General features: G+C 71.9%; 10 protein-coding genes. 6 read left to right on the plus strand and 4 right to left on the minus strand.

What is annotated here, in order from left to right; genetic code table 11:
* The first annotated feature begins 50 nt into the window (after positions 1-50).
* The 4 genes from B1H55_RS09135 to B1H55_RS09155 all read left to right on the plus strand — a co-directional run bounded on the left by B1H55_RS09135 (position 51) and on the right by B1H55_RS09155 (position 6,591).
* The gene (locus B1H55_RS09135) at positions 51-347 is read left to right on the plus strand and encodes a DUF4244 domain-containing protein (protein WP_073453600.1); all 297 of its coding nucleotides are present in this window, start codon (positions 51-53) and stop codon (positions 345-347) included.
* A 59-nt stretch (positions 348-406) separates the two neighbouring features.
* On the plus strand, positions 407-730 hold the full coding sequence (locus B1H55_RS09140) for a TadE family type IV pilus minor pilin (RefSeq protein ID WP_231952681.1): 324 nt from the start codon (positions 407-409) through the stop codon (positions 728-730).
* Between the two features lie 77 nt (positions 731-807).
* Positions 808-1,176 (plus strand): Rv3654c family TadE-like protein, encoded by a 369-nt coding sequence (locus B1H55_RS09145; protein WP_256624132.1) that lies wholly within the window; start codon positions 808-810, stop codon positions 1,174-1,176.
* Positions 1,177-1,488: 312 nt separating this feature from the next.
* On the plus strand, positions 1,489-6,591 hold the full coding sequence (locus B1H55_RS09155; RefSeq protein ID WP_240494186.1) for a DUF4011 domain-containing protein: 5,103 nt from the start codon (positions 1,489-1,491) through the stop codon (positions 6,589-6,591).
* Between the two features lie 47 nt (positions 6,592-6,638).
* Here the strand turns inward: B1H55_RS09155 and B1H55_RS09160 are convergent, their stop codons facing one another.
* Entirely contained in the window at positions 6,639-7,502 is an 864-nt protein-coding gene (locus B1H55_RS09160; protein WP_077240704.1) for an NAD(P)H-binding protein, read from the minus strand.
* 63 nt (positions 7,503-7,565) lie between these two features.
* Between B1H55_RS09160 and B1H55_RS09165 the strand changes: the two genes are divergently transcribed.
* Both B1H55_RS09165 and B1H55_RS09170 read left to right on the plus strand, forming a co-directional pair.
* Positions 7,566-7,922 (plus strand): winged helix-turn-helix transcriptional regulator, encoded by a 357-nt coding sequence (locus B1H55_RS09165; RefSeq protein ID WP_073453589.1) that lies wholly within the window; start codon positions 7,566-7,568, stop codon positions 7,920-7,922.
* A gap of 158 nt (positions 7,923-8,080) precedes the next feature.
* Positions 8,081-9,811 carry a cation:proton antiporter gene (locus B1H55_RS09170; protein WP_073453587.1) on the plus strand — a complete coding sequence of 577 codons (1,731 nt, stop codon included), beginning with the start codon at positions 8,081-8,083 and terminating at the stop codon, positions 9,809-9,811.
* A 196-nt stretch (positions 9,812-10,007) separates the two neighbouring features.
* Here the strand turns inward: B1H55_RS09170 and B1H55_RS09175 are convergent, their stop codons facing one another.
* The 3 genes from B1H55_RS09175 to B1H55_RS09185 form a co-directional block, all read right to left on the minus strand.
* Positions 10,008-12,098 carry an ABC transporter ATP-binding protein gene (locus B1H55_RS09175; protein ID WP_077240964.1) on the minus strand — a complete coding sequence of 697 codons (2,091 nt, stop codon included), beginning with the start codon at positions 12,096-12,098 and terminating at the stop codon, positions 10,008-10,010.
* Between the two features lie 17 nt (positions 12,099-12,115).
* A complete protein-coding gene (locus B1H55_RS09180; protein WP_073453585.1) occupies positions 12,116-13,849 on the minus strand; it encodes an ABC transporter ATP-binding protein in 1,734 nt (577 codons plus the stop codon).
* A gap of 216 nt (positions 13,850-14,065) precedes the next feature.
* Positions 14,066-15,450 (minus strand): DEAD/DEAH box helicase (locus B1H55_RS09185; protein ID WP_143222418.1); only part of this gene is annotated, 1,385 nt, incomplete at its 5' end.

Here is a 15,450-nt window from a genome sequence, read left to right on the forward strand (position 1 = left end):
CGGGCACGGTGCCCGCGGGGCCGAGCGCCCCCGATCCCGAGGAGATCCCCATGAAGAACGCCCTGCTCACCCTCCACCGCGCCTGGGGCCTGGCCCACCCCGGCGCCGAGTACGCCCTGCTGACCGGGCCCATCGCCGCTGCCCTGGAGCGCGCCGAGGCCGCATCGCATACCTCCCCTGACGGTGAGGCGGACCCGACGGGCGAGGCCGGCATGGCCACAGCCGAGTACGCCATCGGCACGCTCGCGGCGGCCGCCTTCGCCGGGCTGCTGCTGGCGATCATGCGCTCAGGGAGCCTGAGGGGAACGCTGCAGTCCCTCATCGAGTCGGCGCTGTCGGTCGGATGAGCGCCGCGCAGCCTTTCCCGCGCGCCCGCAGGCCGCCCGCGCCCCGGGACGAGTCCGGCATGGCGACGGCGGAACTCGCGGTCGCCATGCCCGCCGTCGTCCTCGTCCTCCTCCTGGCGCTGGCCGCGCTCGCGGCGGGCGCCACCCAGTTGCGCGTCACCGATGCTGCCCGCGTGGGCGCGCGCCAGGCGGCCATCGGCGCCGACCCGCTGGCGGCCGCGGGCGCCGTCGCCCCCACCGCCTCCTCCATCGCGGTGGGGGTCGAGGGGGATCTCACCTGCGTGAGCGTCAGCCGCGCCGCTCCCGGGCCGCTCGGGCGCGCGGGGCTCACGCTGCGGGCGCGGGCTTGCGCCTACACCGAGCCGGGCGGTGACGGGCCGTGAGGCGCGGCAGCGGCCCGAGACCCGGGGAGGTGTCGCCGGCTCGGCCGGGCCCGGCGGGGCGTTGGTGGAGTTCCCCGGTGGGGGAGCGGGGTGAGGGGACGGTCCTCATGGTGGGCATCATCGGGGTGATCCTCGCGATCACCCTGGGCCTGAGCGGGCTCATGCGCGCGGGGGCCGCGGCCGGTCGGGCGCGGACCGCCGCCGATATGGCCGCGTTGGCCGGGGCGACCGTGCTCAACTCGATCGTCGCCCCGGGCGATCCCTGCGCAGCGGCGCAGCGCCTCGCCTCCGCCAACGGCGCGACTCTCGACTCCTGCCGGGTCGAGGGCGAGGACGTCGTCGTCGGAGCCTCGGTGGATGCGACGGTCCTCGGGGTGCCCCGCCAGGCGCGCGCCCACGCCCGAGCCGGCCCCGCCGACGCCCCCGCCCCCACCTCCTACCCATAGCTCTCCCCTATCACCGAGACCGGTCGAAAACGTCACCGAGACCGGTCGAAGTGGCGATCGAGACCGGCTCGCGGGCCAGGGGAACGGCGGGCGGGTCGAGCCATGGGCGGCGCGAAGAATCCGCAGGTAGCGCTATCATCACTCGTCATACCGCTGCGCTGCGGCCCGCCCCGATCCCCCGTCCCTCCCCCACCCGAGATGAATCCCAATAACCAAACGCTCGTCCTGCGCGGTCTTCTCGACCTCCTTCCCCAGCATTTGCAACCGTTCACCCGTCGGGCGCTCGAAGACCTCGGGCCTGCGGGGGCTCGCATGGCGCTCGAGGGCGCGCATGAGCGCCAGGGCCCCCTCGATCTCGCCGATCTCTCGGCGCAGATCCGCGTGCTCACGACGCGCGACGACGCCGGGCGCTATCTCATCCCCCTGCCGATGGGGCTGGGCGCCAAGCTCCACGAGGTCCGCCGATGGCGCAATGACGTCGTCCATGGCGAGCGCCTCGACCCCGAGCGCTGCCTGGCCGCGCTGGTCGCCGTCAGCGAGACTCTTCGGCTCATCGAGGCGCCTGTCGCTGCTCGTCACGAGGTCCATGGGCTCATCGAGAGGATCGACGGCGACTGGGTGTCCTCCGGGAGCCCCTTGGACGCCGTCGGGGTGGAGGCCTCCTGCGAGCCGGTGCTGAGCCGCGCCCACGCCTCGGCGGGAATGACCTTCCGGGTACGGCTGGCCATGAGCCTCACTGCGGCAGGGGCGCAGCACCGGCCAGTGGGGGAGGGCGAGACCCGCCTATCCGCCGTCGGCCGACCGGGCGCCCCGGCGGAGGGACTCGGCGCGATCGACGTGCGTGTGAGCATCATCGAGCGCGGCGGCGCCACCGAGATCACCGCGCCGTGGACATGCCGCTGGGACACCGCCGCGGAGCGCATGACGGCCACCGCTGATCTCGCGCTGCTCGGAACCGCCCTGCAGGAGGTCGAGCAGGACGGGCCGGCAGCGGTGAAGGTCGAGATGACCGCGGGGGACGGCCGGTCGCAGGTGCGCTTCCTCGACGGGCTCACGGTGCTGCCGCCGCGCTGCTGGACGCTGCTCGGGTCGAGGCGCTGGGCGGGCGCCGCCCTGGCAGCGCTGGTGCGGCCGGATCAGGAGCCGGACCGGGAGGTGGTGTGGGATATCGCTCGTGCGGCTCGGAAGCAGGCCCGGCGGAGCGCGCCTGACGCCCTGGTGGACAGGGCCATCGCCGTCGTGCGCCGGCGCGGGCTCGTCATCGAGCGCGCGCCGAGTGGATGGGCGGCGGGCGCTCATTCCGTGCGAACCGCCAGTGACATCCTCGACACGCGCTCGGCCTCGCCGTTGGAAGCGGCGATTCTCCTCGCCGGGGTCATGCGGGCGCTTCGTGTCCCGCCGACCCTTCTGCTCACGGATAACGGGGTGGTGCTGGCATACTCCCGGCACTCGGATCGCCCGGAGATCGGTGATGCTGCAACTGATCGATTCGTCGAACTCGCGCGGCGCGGTGACATCGGGATTCTGGACCCGGCCCTCGCCATGAGCTCGCCCGCGGCGCTTCTGCATCGACTGAGGCGACCTGCTCGTGAGCGCGCCCTCGATGCCATGCGCCAGGTCATCCTCGCGGTGCCCATCGCCGAATCGCGCGAGGCGGGGGACGTGCCCGTCCGGGAGCCGGAGGGGCCCGCCGAGGGGGCGGAGCATGTCATCGGGGTCCCGGGGAGCTCCTCCGACACGGCCGATGACGCTCCGGTGCCCAATGATGAGGCGCCCGACGTCGAGCCTCCGCCCTCCGGCCCCGTGCCGACGACGCCCGAGGTCGAGGTATGGAAACGATCCTTGCTCGACGTCACTCTCCGCAACCCCCTCATCAATCGCGACTCGCGAACAGCCATCGAGCTGCGCGTCCCCGAGGAGCTGCTCGCGCGCCTCGAGGACCTCGTCAACCAGCGCGACAGGGTGATGCTGCAGAGCGCCGATACCGGTTCGGGAGGCGCGCCTGAGGCCGGCTCGCGGGCTCCGGAGGAACTGCTCGGGCGCAGGATCGTCGCCACCGCCCTCGAGGGGAGGGAGCACCAGCAGCGCCTGGCATCGATGGCCGCCCAAGCGCGCACGGTGATCGAGGAGACCGGTGCCAACAATCTCTACCTGGCGCTGGGGACTCTCACCTGGAAATCGGTGGGGCGCATTCTGCGCTCCCCACTCATCCTGGTGCCGGTTCGCATCGAGCAGGACGACGAGGAGTTCGGGATCGTCCTCGATGAGGCCGAGACCTCCACGCCCAACTACTCCCTGCTCGAGCGCTTCATCGCCGATACGGGTGTCGACCTGGCCGAATTGCGCGAGCCGATCCGGGATGATCGGGGAATCGACGTCGAGGCGACACTCGAGGCGGTCCAAGCGCGGCTTTCCGGCCATCACCAGTACGCCCGGATCAATCGCACAGCCCACCTGGGGCTCTTCCGCTTCTCCACCTACCGCATGTGGAAGGACCTGGAGGAGTCCTGGCCCCACCTGGCCCAGAGCCCCGTGGTTCACCGGCTGGCCGGCACTGATGAGTGCTCCCCTGTTCCCGATGAAGCGGACGACGGCGCTGCGCGTGCGACCGAGCCCCTGCCCGCGCCCCGTTCACCGGAGCCGATGGAGGACCTCGACGCGCTGATCGAGAATCTGCCGCTCGATGCGGACTCCAGTCAGGCCCGTGTCATCGCCGACGCTGTCGCGGGCAGGAGCCTCGTCGTCGAGGGCCCGCCCGGAACCGGTAAATCACAGACGATCGCCAATCTCATCTTCCGCGCGGTGCGCGAAGGCCTGTCGGTGATGTTCGTCGCGGAGAAGGCCTCGGCCCTGGAGGTGGTGGCCCGGCGCCTGCGCGACGAGGCCGGCATGGGCCCCCTCCTCCTCAACCTCCACGACAACGGCATGCGGCCCGGCCAGGTGAGGGAGGCCCTGCGCGGCGCGCTCGAGACCGGCGCCGCCGGGCCCGGGGGCGCTGAGGCCGATGACCTGAGGGCTCGCATGGCCGAGCTGCGCCTCCACCTGCGCGCCTACCGGACATCCCTGCACGGCGAGGACCCCGGGGACGGCGGCTTCTACGCCGCCCACCTCCCGCGCGACGGCGGGGGCTCCGATGCGGCCGGCGCGCCCGATGGGCGCGAGGTCGTCGAGGATGCTCCTGACGTGGCGAGTTACTCCGCCGCCCTCGAGGAGTACCGCCGCGCTCGGGAGGCGTTGCGCTCCCTGCTGCCCGGAGAGCTCATGCACCTGATCGCCGGACGTCGTGACCGAGTGCTCGCCGAGGCGGGGGCGCGGGGCGAGGAGCTGCGCCGTGAACTCGGGCGCCGTCACTCCTCGAACAGCGTGCGCGAGCTCATGGACCGCTACGGGGACCTCGTGGCGGCGATGACTCCTTGCATCCTCGTCTCCCCGGACTCCGTGGCGCGATTCCTCCCCGCCCATCGCACGCGCGTTGATCTCGTCGTCATCGATGAGGCGTCCCAGATCACGGCCGCCGGGGCCATCGGCGCGCTGGGACGGGGTCGGACGGCGATCGTCGTCGGCGATCGCAGGCAGATGCCCCCGCCGAGCGGTGCGACAGTGTCAGATCGGGGGGAGGGCGCGTCCATCCTCGAGCGCTGCCTGGGCGCCGGGGTCGCTGAACGGGAGCTGACGTGGCACTACCGCAGCAGGGTGGAGTCACTCATCGCCTTTTCCAATAAGCGCTACTACGGTGGGAGGCTCTTGACCTTCCCGAGTCCTCTCGCCCTGCTTCCCGATGCCGATGCCGGCCCCGGGGGATACGGCGTCGTCCTGCGCAGGGTCAATGGCGCCTACTACGGGGCGGAGGACCGACGACGCCACCGGGGAATCCGTCCCCATACGAACCCGGTGGAGGCCCGGCAGGTCGTCGAGGAGGTGCTGCGCCGATTCGAGGTCAGCCCGGAGGCGACGCCCTCCATCGGCGTCATCACCCTCAATGCGCATCAGCGCGATCTCATCGAGGAGCAGTTGCGCAAGTGCGGATCGGCGCGCGTGCGCCGCGCCCTCCAGGAGCGCGACGGGCTGCTGGTGCGCAACCTGGACAACGTCCAGGGCGAGGAGCGCGACGTCATCCTGCTGTCCCTGACCTTCTCCAGCAGGAGAGGCGTGGGCGTCCCCCTCACCTTCGGCTCCCTGAGTCATGAGGGGGGCGAGCGCCGACTGAATGTCGCCCTGACTCGCGCCAGGCGTCAGATGATCGTCCTGTCCAGTTTCGATCCTGAGGACCTGCACGCCGAGTTCGCCGCCCACCGGGGCCTGAAGGATCTGAGACTGTTCCTGGAGGCGCTCCGCACGGACCGGGCTCCGCGCGCGCTTCCCCGCACGAAGGACTCCGTGGACCCGTATCGGGTGGAGATCGCCGAGCGCCTGCGCGCGGCCGGCGTGGGGGTTGCCACCGGGGTCGGCCATTCGAGTTTCGATATCGACCTGGTCCTCTCTCCTCCCGGGCGTCCGCATGATCCCGCCGTGGCGGTGATGCTGGATGGTCCTGGCTGGAACCGGCGTGAGAGCGTGGTGGACCGCGATCTCCTGCCCGCCGACGTCCTGAGGGCGATGGGATGGCAGCGGGTCGAGCGCGTCTGCATCCCTCAATGGGTGGCCGACCCCGATGGCGAGCTCGCCCGCCTCACCGAGATGGCGGGCGGGGGAACTGCTGCCATGACGCTTGCGGCCGGCGAGGCCGAGGCGTCCGGCGCGGTCAGCGCGAGTGAGGTGCCCGAGCCTGTCGGCACGCGGGGATCCGCCGGCACCGGAGCACCGGCGGAGGAGGCCGCCCCTGGCGCGAGTGAGGCCGCTCAGCCCGCGCCTATTGCAGAGCATCCGACCTCGAGGGACTACCGGGCGTGGAGACCGGAGGGGGTCAGACCGCGCAGCATCCTCGACGCGGCCATCGAGGACGAGGAGGCCGCGTCGCAGGTCAAGGAGGTCGCCAAGGCGATCTGCGCTCAGGAGGGGCCCATCAGCTGGCATCGCCTCATCGTCGCGATCTGCCGGGCCTTCGGCCTGTCGCGCACGACCGCCGGCCGTGAGGCCAAGGTTCGCCAGGTGCTGGGGGAGACCTTCGCCTACCCCGATGGGGAGGGCTTCGTATGGCGCTCGCTGGAGGCCTGCAGACTCCCGGCCGGTTACCGCCGCAACGCCCTGGATCATGTGGGGTCGATTGAGGAGATCCATCCGCGCGAGCTCGATGCGCTCATGCGCGACGTGCGTGGAGGAATGCCGGAGTGGTCCTCGTCGGAGGAGTTGTGCCGCGTCGCGCTGGGGAGGCTGAGCACCAAGAAGCGCAGCCTGAATGCCCGGGGCGTGATGGAGGCGCTCCTGGCGGCGCTTCGCAGAGTCGAGGCCGAGGCCGACGCGCCCCGGGAGGTGTAGGCGCGGGCGCCCCGGCTCCGCCCCCGGGGCGCCCGCCTGCTGCGGTCCTACCGGACCCCCTGCTCCGCGAGCCACTGGACGACCGGTCGCAGCTCGATGCCCAGGGCGCGCTGCGCGCTCGTCTCAGGGCGGATGAGGTCGCCCGGCGCGGTGGCGAGCGTCGCGTACAGCTGGGCGACACCGGCCGATGCCGGCCCGAAGAGGGGCTCCAGGAGTGCGCCGAAGTCGGCGGGCGCGATCTCCTCGAAGCGAATGCGTCGCCCCAGGCGCTCGGAGAAGGCCCCGGCCAGGTCCTCGCCGGTCAACCCGGGCAGCGCGCCCACACCGACCACCCCGGGATGCGCCTCGCCGGTGAGGAGGCGGACCGCCGCCTCGGCGACGTCGTCGTGCGAGGCCCACGACACGGGGTAGTCCGCCGCCAGGGGGTAGCGGAGCACACCCCGGTCGCGCAGCGGTTCGACGACGACGGGCAGCAGGAGGTTCTCCAGGAACAGCCTGGGCGCGACCACCGAAGTGGGCACGCCCGACTCCTCAGCGGCGCGGATGAGCGAGATGATCGGGCTGTCCCCGGGCGCCTGCAGTGCGCTCGACGGCTCATCGACCACCTGGCCGCTGGTGGAGATGACGACCCTGCCGGGCGCCCCGGCCGCGATGGCCGCGGAGATCGCCGCAGCCTGAGCGCGGGCGGTCTCCGCCGGGCCGAGGGGGAGGTGGATGAAGACGCCGTCGGCCCCCGTGTAGAGACGGGTGAGGGCCGCCGCATCCGCCAGGTCGATGGCGATGGCCCGCTGACCGGCAGCGGCCGGGCCGGGGTGCCGGACGGCCGCGACGGCGTCGGCGCCCGCAGCGCGCAGGGAGGAGAGGACGGGAGAGCCTTGTGCGCCGGTGGCGCCATGAACGATGAAAGCCATGCCGCCATTACTGCATACGATGCATCAGTCACGTCAACTGCACTAATGGGGTAGTGTCGAGGCATGTCCGAGACTGATCTCCCCGAGTGCGGCGTGGCGCGGTTCCTCCTCCTCTTCGGGGGTCCCTGGGCCACCCTCATCGTCCGGGAGCTCCTCCACGGCCCGCAGCGCTTCGGCGAGCTCCGCGAGGCGCTGCCCGGCATCAGCGCCCACACCCTGACCCACCGGCTCCGGCTCTTCGAATCACGGGGAATCGTCACTCGCCGCGCCTATCCCGAGATCCCGCCGCGCGTCGTCTATGAGCTCACCGACCTCGGCCGCGGGCTCCAGCCCGTGCTGGACGCGATGAATGAGTGGGGCCGCAGCGCCCCTGCCTCCGCATTCATCCCGGCATCCGGATCGATGCCTTCCGGCGAGTAGCCTGCGCCTCCGTGTGCCTGCGCCCCTGCGCCTTTGCGTCGGTCCCCACCCGCCCCGCGCGCGTCGCCCCCCGGGCGCCTCCGCTCCTGGTCGGCCCCGGCCGGTAGGCTCCCACCCGGTCCTCGCCCGAGGGCCGACGATGAGAGGAGAAGGAGAACATGGCCCACGCGTTCGTCTCACTGCTGTGGATCGTCGCCGTCGCCCTCCTCGCGCCGATGATCTCCCTCAACATCCCGCACCGCATCGTCCCCGAGACCGTGCTGCTCATCCTGGGGGGCCTGCTCATCGGCCCGAGCGCTCTGGCGATCGCCGATAAGAGCGATCCCATCGAGTTCCTCGCCGAGCTCGGCCTGGGCTTCCTCTTCCTCATGGCCGGCTACGAGATCGACGTCAACGAGCTGCGCGGCAGCGGCGGCCGCCACGCCACCATCGCCTGGTTCGGCTCGCTCGCGCTCGCCTTCGCCACGGTCACCGTCGTGGGCGTGGCCGGCGGGCCCCTGTCCGCCAACGGCATCGCCATCGCCATCGCCATGACCTCCACCGCGATCGGCACCATCCTGCCGATCCTGCGCGAGCGCGGTCTCCTGTCCACCGCCGTGGGTGCCGCGATCCTCAACCACGGCGCCGTCGGGGAGGTCGGCCCCATCATCCTCATGGCCCTCCTGCTCGGAAGCCGCTCCACCTGGCAATCGGCCGCGGTGCTCGCGCTCTTCCTGGCGATCACCCTGCTCATCGTGCGCTTCACCGACCGCGTCAAGGCCGCCGGGCAGCGCCTCGTCGCCCTCATCCATCTCGGCGGCTCCACGACCGCGCAGACCACCATCCGCATCACCGTCCTGCTCCTGGTGGGCCTGTGCGCGCTCGCCGAGGTCTTCCACCTCGACGTCGTCCTGGGCGCCTTCGCCGCCGGCTTCATCCTGCGCTACGCCGTGCCCGACGGCAGCCGCGAGCTGGAGGAGAAGCTCGACGGCCTCGCCTACGGCTTCTTCGTGCCGATCTTCTTCGTCACCTCCGGCATGGCCATCGAGCTGGAGATCACGGGGGAGTCCATGGCCTATCTCGGCGCCTTCCTCGTGCTCCTGGTGCTCACCCGCGGCCTGCCGGTGTGGCTCGCCGCGCGCTTCGAGCGCCGACGCGACGGCCTGCGCGCCTACTCCCTGCGCCAGTGCCTGCAGATCGCCATGTACTCCACCACCGCGCTGCCGATCATCGTGGCCGTCACACAGGTAGCGGTGACCGCGGGCGCCATGAGCGCGTCCATCGCCTCCACACTCGTACTCGCCGGCGCCGCGAGCGTGCTCCTCATGCCACTGCTCGGCCTGGCCCTGGGCGCCGACGCCGACCACGTCCCCGCCGTCGAGGCCCTCGCCATCGTCCAGGGCCCGGTGGACTCGGTGGGCAGCGAGGTCAAGGGCGCCTCCACCTCAGCGGTCCCCGAGGAGGAGGACGGGGAGATCCGCGTGGTCTCCAAGCCCCGCCGGCCCGCGTACCCGGCGACGGCGGAGCATGGCCCGGACGACGGCGTCGCCCAGGCCGCGCCCGCTGCCGGCCGGCCCAACGGCGTGGCTGCCCCGGCGCGCGCGGGCGGCACGGGCCGTCAAGCCCTCCCCTCCCTGCCCGGGCTGCGGCGCGGCGAGTCGCGCGTCACCCGACTGGGCCTGAGCGAGGAGGAGGCCGCCGCCCTCGTGGAGCGGCTGCGCCGGGTGGAGGAGGAGCGGACTCACTGGCGCGAGCAGATGCGCCGCCAGATGCACCTCGACCGCGAGGAGTCCCAGCAGCGGCGCGCGGTCCTGCGCGCCCAGCACCGGGCCCAGCTGCGCAAGGAGCGGGCCGAGCTGCGCGATATCAAGCGCCAGGCCCGCCAGGCGCGCCGCAACCGCAAGTCCTGACTCCCCGTGCCCGGCGATGCCCCGGCCCCTCGGCCCCATCGCCCGATCCGGCGCCCTCAAACCGCAGATACCGTCTCGGCCCGGCGTTGCTCCCTCAAACTGCGAGGATGAGGGCGCAAGGCCGGGCCGAGGGCGCAACGAGGAGCTCAGTGGGGCAGGCCGACGCCGGCCCGCCCCGCCGCGCTTGCGCGGCCCCTCAGTCGGAGGCCAACTCCCGGCCGGCGAACTGGGCGGCGTGCAGCCGGGCGTAGGCCCCACCGCGCTCCAGCAGCTCGGCGTGCCGGCCCTGCTCAACGATGTCCCCGTGCTCCATGACGAGGATCGTGTCGGCGTCGCGGATCGTGGACAGGCGGTGCGCGATGACGAAGCTCGTCCGACCCTCGCGCAGCCGGTTCATCGCCCGCTGGACCAGCAGCTCCGTGCGGGTGTCCACCGAGCTCGTCGCCTCATCGAGGATGAGGACGGCGGGGTTGGCGATGAAGGCGCGCGCGATCGTCAGCAGCTGGCGCTCTCCAGCGGAGATGTTGGCGGCATCCTCCTCCAGGAGCGTGTCATAGCCCTGCGGGAGGGCCTTGATGATGTGGTCGACGAAGCAGGCCTCGGCGGCCGCCTCCACATCCTCATCCGATGCCCCGGGCCGCCCGTAGCGGATGTTCTCGCGGATCGTCCCCTCGAACAGCCATGGGTCCTGCAGCACCATCCCCGTCCGACGGCGCACCTCGTGGCGCGTCATCGACGCGATGTCCCGGCCGTCCAGGGTGATGCGGCCCCCGTCGAGCTCGTAGAAGCGCATGAGCAGGTTGACCAGGGTGGTCTTCCCGGCGCCCGTGGGCCCGACGATCGCCACCGTGTGCCCCGGCTCCACGCGCAGGGAAAGGTCCCGGATGAGCTCGGTGTCGGGCGAGTAGGAGAAGCGGGCGTGCTCCACCTCGATGACGCCGGCGCGGACCGCGCCTGCGGCCGCGCCCCCGGCCTCGTCCTCGGAGCCCCGGTCCACACCGGCCGTCGCAGCGTCATCGGCCTGCGCGGCCTCACTGCTCTCGGCGTCCGGGATCTCCTCCTCGGCGTCGAGCAGCTCGAAGATGCGCTCGGCCGAGGCCGTCCCGGACTGCACCGAGGTGGCCATCCCGCCGAGCTCGCCCAGCGGCTGGGAGAACTGCTGGGAGTACTGGATGAAGGCCTGGACGCTGCCCAGGCTCAACGAGCCCGAGGCCACCATGACCCCGCCGACCACCGCGATCGCCACATAGGAGACGTTCGAGATGACCAGCATGAGCGGCATCATGATGCCGGAGAGGAACTGCGCGCGCAGCGCCGAGCGGTAGAGCTCGTCATTCTCCTCGGCGAAGGCGTCCCGCACCGTTTGCGTGCGCCCGTACACCCGCACGAGGGCGTGCCCGGAGAAGGACTCCTCCACGCGCGTGTTGATGCGGCCCGTGCGCGCCCACTGGTGGGTGAACGCCTTCTGGGAGCGCGGCCCGATGATGCCGAACACCCCGCCCATGAGCGGGATGATGATGAGCGCCACCAGCGCCAGCTTCCAGGAGATCGAGAACATCATCCCCATGACGCCGATCACCGTGAGGATCGAGGTCAGCGCCCCGGACAGCGACTGCTGGAGCGTGTTGGTGACATTGTCGACGTCGTTGGTGACGCGGGAGAGCATCTCGCCGCGCTGCATCTGATCGAAGTAGGACAGCGGCAGGCGGTGGATCTTGGTCTCCACCTGCTCTCGCAACCGGTACATGGCGGTCACGGTGATGCGGTTGAGCAGGAAGCCCTGCAGCCACATGAGGATCGCTGAGACCACGTACAGCACCAGGACGGTGGCGAGGATCGTGCCGAGGCGGTCGAAGTCGATGCCCTGGCCCGGCCGCAGGTCCATCGCGGCGGCCATATTCGCCATGTCGGTCTCACCCGAGGCTCGCAGACCCTCGATGACCTGCTCCTTCGTGACCCCCTGGGGCAAGCGCGAGGAGATGACGCCCTCGAAGATGACGTTCGTGGCATTGCCCAGCACCTTGGGGGCGGCCACCGACAGCACGATCCCGACCACGCTCGCCACCGTGACGATCGACAGCGTCCCCTTGAAGGGGGCGAGCAAGCCGATCATGCGGCGGAAGGAGGGCCAGAACGCCTCCGCCTTGCCCGGTGGCGGGCCGGAGTGCCAGTCATCGGAGGAGGCCTGAGCCGAGGCGGCGAGCCTGAGGTCCTCCTCGCTCAACTCGGCGTTGGCGCTGCTCGAGCGGCCGGCCCCCTTCGCGGCCCTCCCGCCCTTCGTCTTCATGTCGCTCATGCCGCGGCTCATGCGGCCACCTCCTGTCCGAGCTGGGAGGAGACGATCTCCTGGTACACCTCGCAGGTGCCCAGCAGCTCCTCATGGGTGCCGGTGCCGACGAGCCGCCCGCCGTCGAGCACGAGGATCTGATCGGCGTCGGTGACGGTGCTGATCCTCTGGGCGACGACGATCTTCGTCACCCCGGCCGTGGCGGGCGCCAGGGCCGCGCGCAGACGGGCGTCCGTGGCCACGTCGAGCGCGGAGAAGGAGTCGTCGAAGATGAGGATGTCCGGGCGGCGCACGAGGGCGCGGGCGATGGCCAGGCGCTGGCGCTGCCCGCCGGAGACGTTCGTGCCTCCCTGGGCGATGACCGCCTCCAGGCCGCCGTCCATCTCCTCCACGAAGTCGCGGGCCTGGGCGACCTCCAGGGCGGCCCACAACTCGTCGTCGGTGGCCTCCTCGCGACCGAGCCGCAGGTTCGTGGCGACCGTGCCGGCGAAGAGGAAGGGCTTCTGGGGGACGAGGCCGAGGGTGGCCCACAGGGCCTCGGGCTCAGCGCGGCGCACGTCGACCCCGCCCATGAGCACCTCGCCGTCGGTGGCGTCGACGAGCCGGGCCAGCAGGGACACGAGCGTGGACTTGCCCGAGCCGGTGGAGCCGACGATCGCCGTCGTCGAGCCGGGGGCGACGCGGAAGGAGACGCCGGTGAGAACGGCCGCCTCGGCGCCGGGGTAGGAGAAGGTGACGTCGCGCAGCTCCACGGCGCCGGGCTCCGGGAAGGAGGTGGTGGCGCCCTCGGCGACGGTCAGCGACGGGTCGACGGCCAGGACCTCGCTGATGCGCTCGGCGCACACGGCCGCGCGCGGGATCATCATCGTCATGAAGGACGCCATGACGATTCCCATGAGGATCTGCATGAGGTAGGCCATGAAGGCGATGAGGGTGCCGACCTCCACGTCCCCCGAGCCCACACGGTGCCCGCCGTACCAGATGACTCCCACGATGGTGACGTCCAGGACGAGCATGACCAGCGGGAACAGGGTGATGAAGAGACGGCCCACGCGCTCGCCCACCCAGGCCATGTCATGGTTGACGACGGCGAAGCGCTCGGCCTCGGCGCGCTCGCGCACGAAGGCGCGCACCACGCGGATGCCGGTGAGCTGCTCGCGCAGGACTCGGTTGATGCCGTCGAGGCGGTCCTGGTAGGAGCGGAAGAGCGGCACCATGCGCCGCACGATGAGGCCGACGATCACCAGCAGGACCGGCACGCTCACGGCGATGAGCCAGGCGAGGCCCGGGGCGCGCGTGACCGCCATGATGATGCCGCCCACCGCCATGATCGGCGCCATGACGAGCATCGTGCAGCCCATGAGGACGAGCATCTGGATCTGTTGGACGTCGTTGGTGTTGCGGGTGATGAGGGAGCCGGCGCCGAAGGAGGAGACCTCCCGCTCGGAGAAGGAGCCGACCCGGTGGAAGATCTTGGCGCGCAGGTCCCGCCCCAGGCCCATGGCCGATCGCGCCGCCAGGTAGGTGGCGAGCATGGTGCAGGCGCCCTGGGCGGCGCTCACGGCGAGCATGAGTCCGCCGGTGCGCCAGATGTAATCGGTGTCGCCGGCGGCCACGCCGCGGTTGATGATGTCCGCGTTGAGGGTCGGCAGGTAGAGCGAGGCCATGACCTGCGCGAACTCGAGGACGAGCACGCAGGCCAGCAGGCCGTAGTAGGGGCGCAGGTGCGTCCGCAGCAGTTGTATCAGCACGCGAGCGAGCCTAGACCCCTCACGCCGTGTCAGGGCGAGGGGCCGCCCCGGCTCCGCCAAGGGGCGAATGGCACGCTCAGAAGAGTGCCCGGGGTGGGCCGTCGTTGGAATGACGCGGATCGTGAAGGGACACGAAATCTCCCGTGCGCATTCGAGGGGAGGATGCACACGGGAGACTCCATTGGAAACGGACTCCGACGTGATTGGAACGCAAAGTCAGGGTGCGGGCGGGGCTGAGCGTGCCGACTGCGCGGCCCTGACGAGCAGTCGCAGCAGGGCGACGGCGCCGGCCTTGTCCAGGGGCTCGTTGTTGTTGCCGCATTTGGGGGACTGGATGCAGCTGGGGCAGCCGGTGGCGCAGCGGCACTGGGCGATGACGTCGAGCGTGGCCGCCAGCCAGCGCGCCCCGGCCCGGTGGCCGCGCTCCGCGAAGCCCGCGCCCCCGGCGGCGCCGTCATGGACGAATACGGTGGGGCGCATGGTCTGGGGGTGCAGGGCGGTCGACAGTCCGCCGATGTCCCAGCGGTCGCAGGTGGCCAGGAGGGGGAGGATGCCGATGGAGGCGTGCTCGGCGGCGTGCAGGGCGCCGGGCAGTCGGGCCGGGGTGACGCCGATGGCCTCGCAGGCCTCGAGGGGGATCGTCCACCAGACGGCGGCGGTGGGCAGGACGCGCTCGGGCATGTCCAGCGGGTGCTGGGAGATCACCTCCATGCGGGGCAGGGCGAGTTTGTTGTAGCCGGTGACCTGGCTGGTCACCTCCACGCTCCCGAGGCTCCAGGTGATGCCGTCGCCCCAGGTCTCGGTGCTCCGCTCGGCGAGGATGCGCACGCTGGAGCGCTCGCGGGCCCGGGTCCGGTAGCCGACGGCCGGGCGCGGGGTGACGATGGCGGCCTCCTCGGTGAGCTCCTCGACGACGTAGGCGCGCCCCTGGTGCATGTAGACGGCGCCGGCATGGAGGGAGGAGTCGGCGCCGGCGCCCGGTGCGGTGCCGATGACGGTGCCGGAGGCGGACTCGACGATGGGGACTTCGGGCGGGCCGTCCCCGCGCAGGGTGGTGAGGTCCTGGGGGCGCCCGGGCAGGGCGGCGTTCCAGAACCAGCCGGTGGGGCGCCGCCGCAGTGCCCCGCGCTCGGCGAGGTCGGCCAGGAGGCTCTCGTCCGGCAGGCCGAAGAGGTCGAGGTCGGCCTCGCGAAGGGGGGCCTCGGAGGCGGCCGCGCACAGGTGCGGGGCGAGGACGTAGGGGTTGGCGGGGTCGAAGACGGTGGCCTCGGGGGCGGTGAGGACATCCTCGGGGTGATGGACGAGGTAGGCGTCGAGGGGGTTGTCGGAGGCGATGAGGACGGCGACGCCGGGACTGCCCGCGCGTCCGGCGCGCCCGGCCTGCTGGCCCAGCGAGACGCGGGTGCCGGGCCACCCGGCGATGAGGACGGCGTCCAGGCCGGTCACGTCGATGCCCAGCTCGAGGGCGTTCGTGGTGGCCAGTGCCCGCAGGCGGCCCTGGCGCAGGTCCGTCTCCAGGGCTCGGCGCTCCTCCGGCAGGTAGCCGCCCCGATAGGCGGCGACGGCGTCCGCCAAGTCGGCCAGTGGCGGGCCGGAGCGGG

The sequence above is a fragment of the Actinomyces denticolens genome, from assembly GCF_002072185.1.
Lineage (GTDB): Bacteria > Actinomycetota > Actinomycetes > Actinomycetales > Actinomycetaceae > Actinomyces > Actinomyces denticolens.

Coding starts and splice junctions, on each gene's coding strand:
- B1H55_RS09135 (WP_073453600.1), top strand. CDS start 51: ATGAAGAACGCCCTGCTCACCCTCCACCGCGCCTGGGGCCTGGCCCAC.
- B1H55_RS09140 (WP_231952681.1), top strand. CDS start 407: ATGGCGACGGCGGAACTCGCGGTCGCCATGCCCGCCGTCGTCCTCGTC.
- B1H55_RS09155 (WP_240494186.1), top strand. CDS start 1,489: ATGGCGCTCGAGGGCGCGCATGAGCGCCAGGGCCCCCTCGATCTCGCC.
- B1H55_RS09160 (WP_077240704.1), bottom strand. CDS start 7,502: ATGGCTTTCATCGTTCATGGCGCCACCGGCGCACAAGGCTCTCCCGTC.
- B1H55_RS09165 (WP_073453589.1), top strand. CDS start 7,566: ATGTCCGAGACTGATCTCCCCGAGTGCGGCGTGGCGCGGTTCCTCCTC.
- B1H55_RS09170 (WP_073453587.1), top strand. CDS start 8,081: ATGGCCCACGCGTTCGTCTCACTGCTGTGGATCGTCGCCGTCGCCCTC.
- B1H55_RS09175 (WP_077240964.1), bottom strand. CDS start 12,098: ATGAAGACGAAGGGCGGGAGGGCCGCGAAGGGGGCCGGCCGCTCGAGC.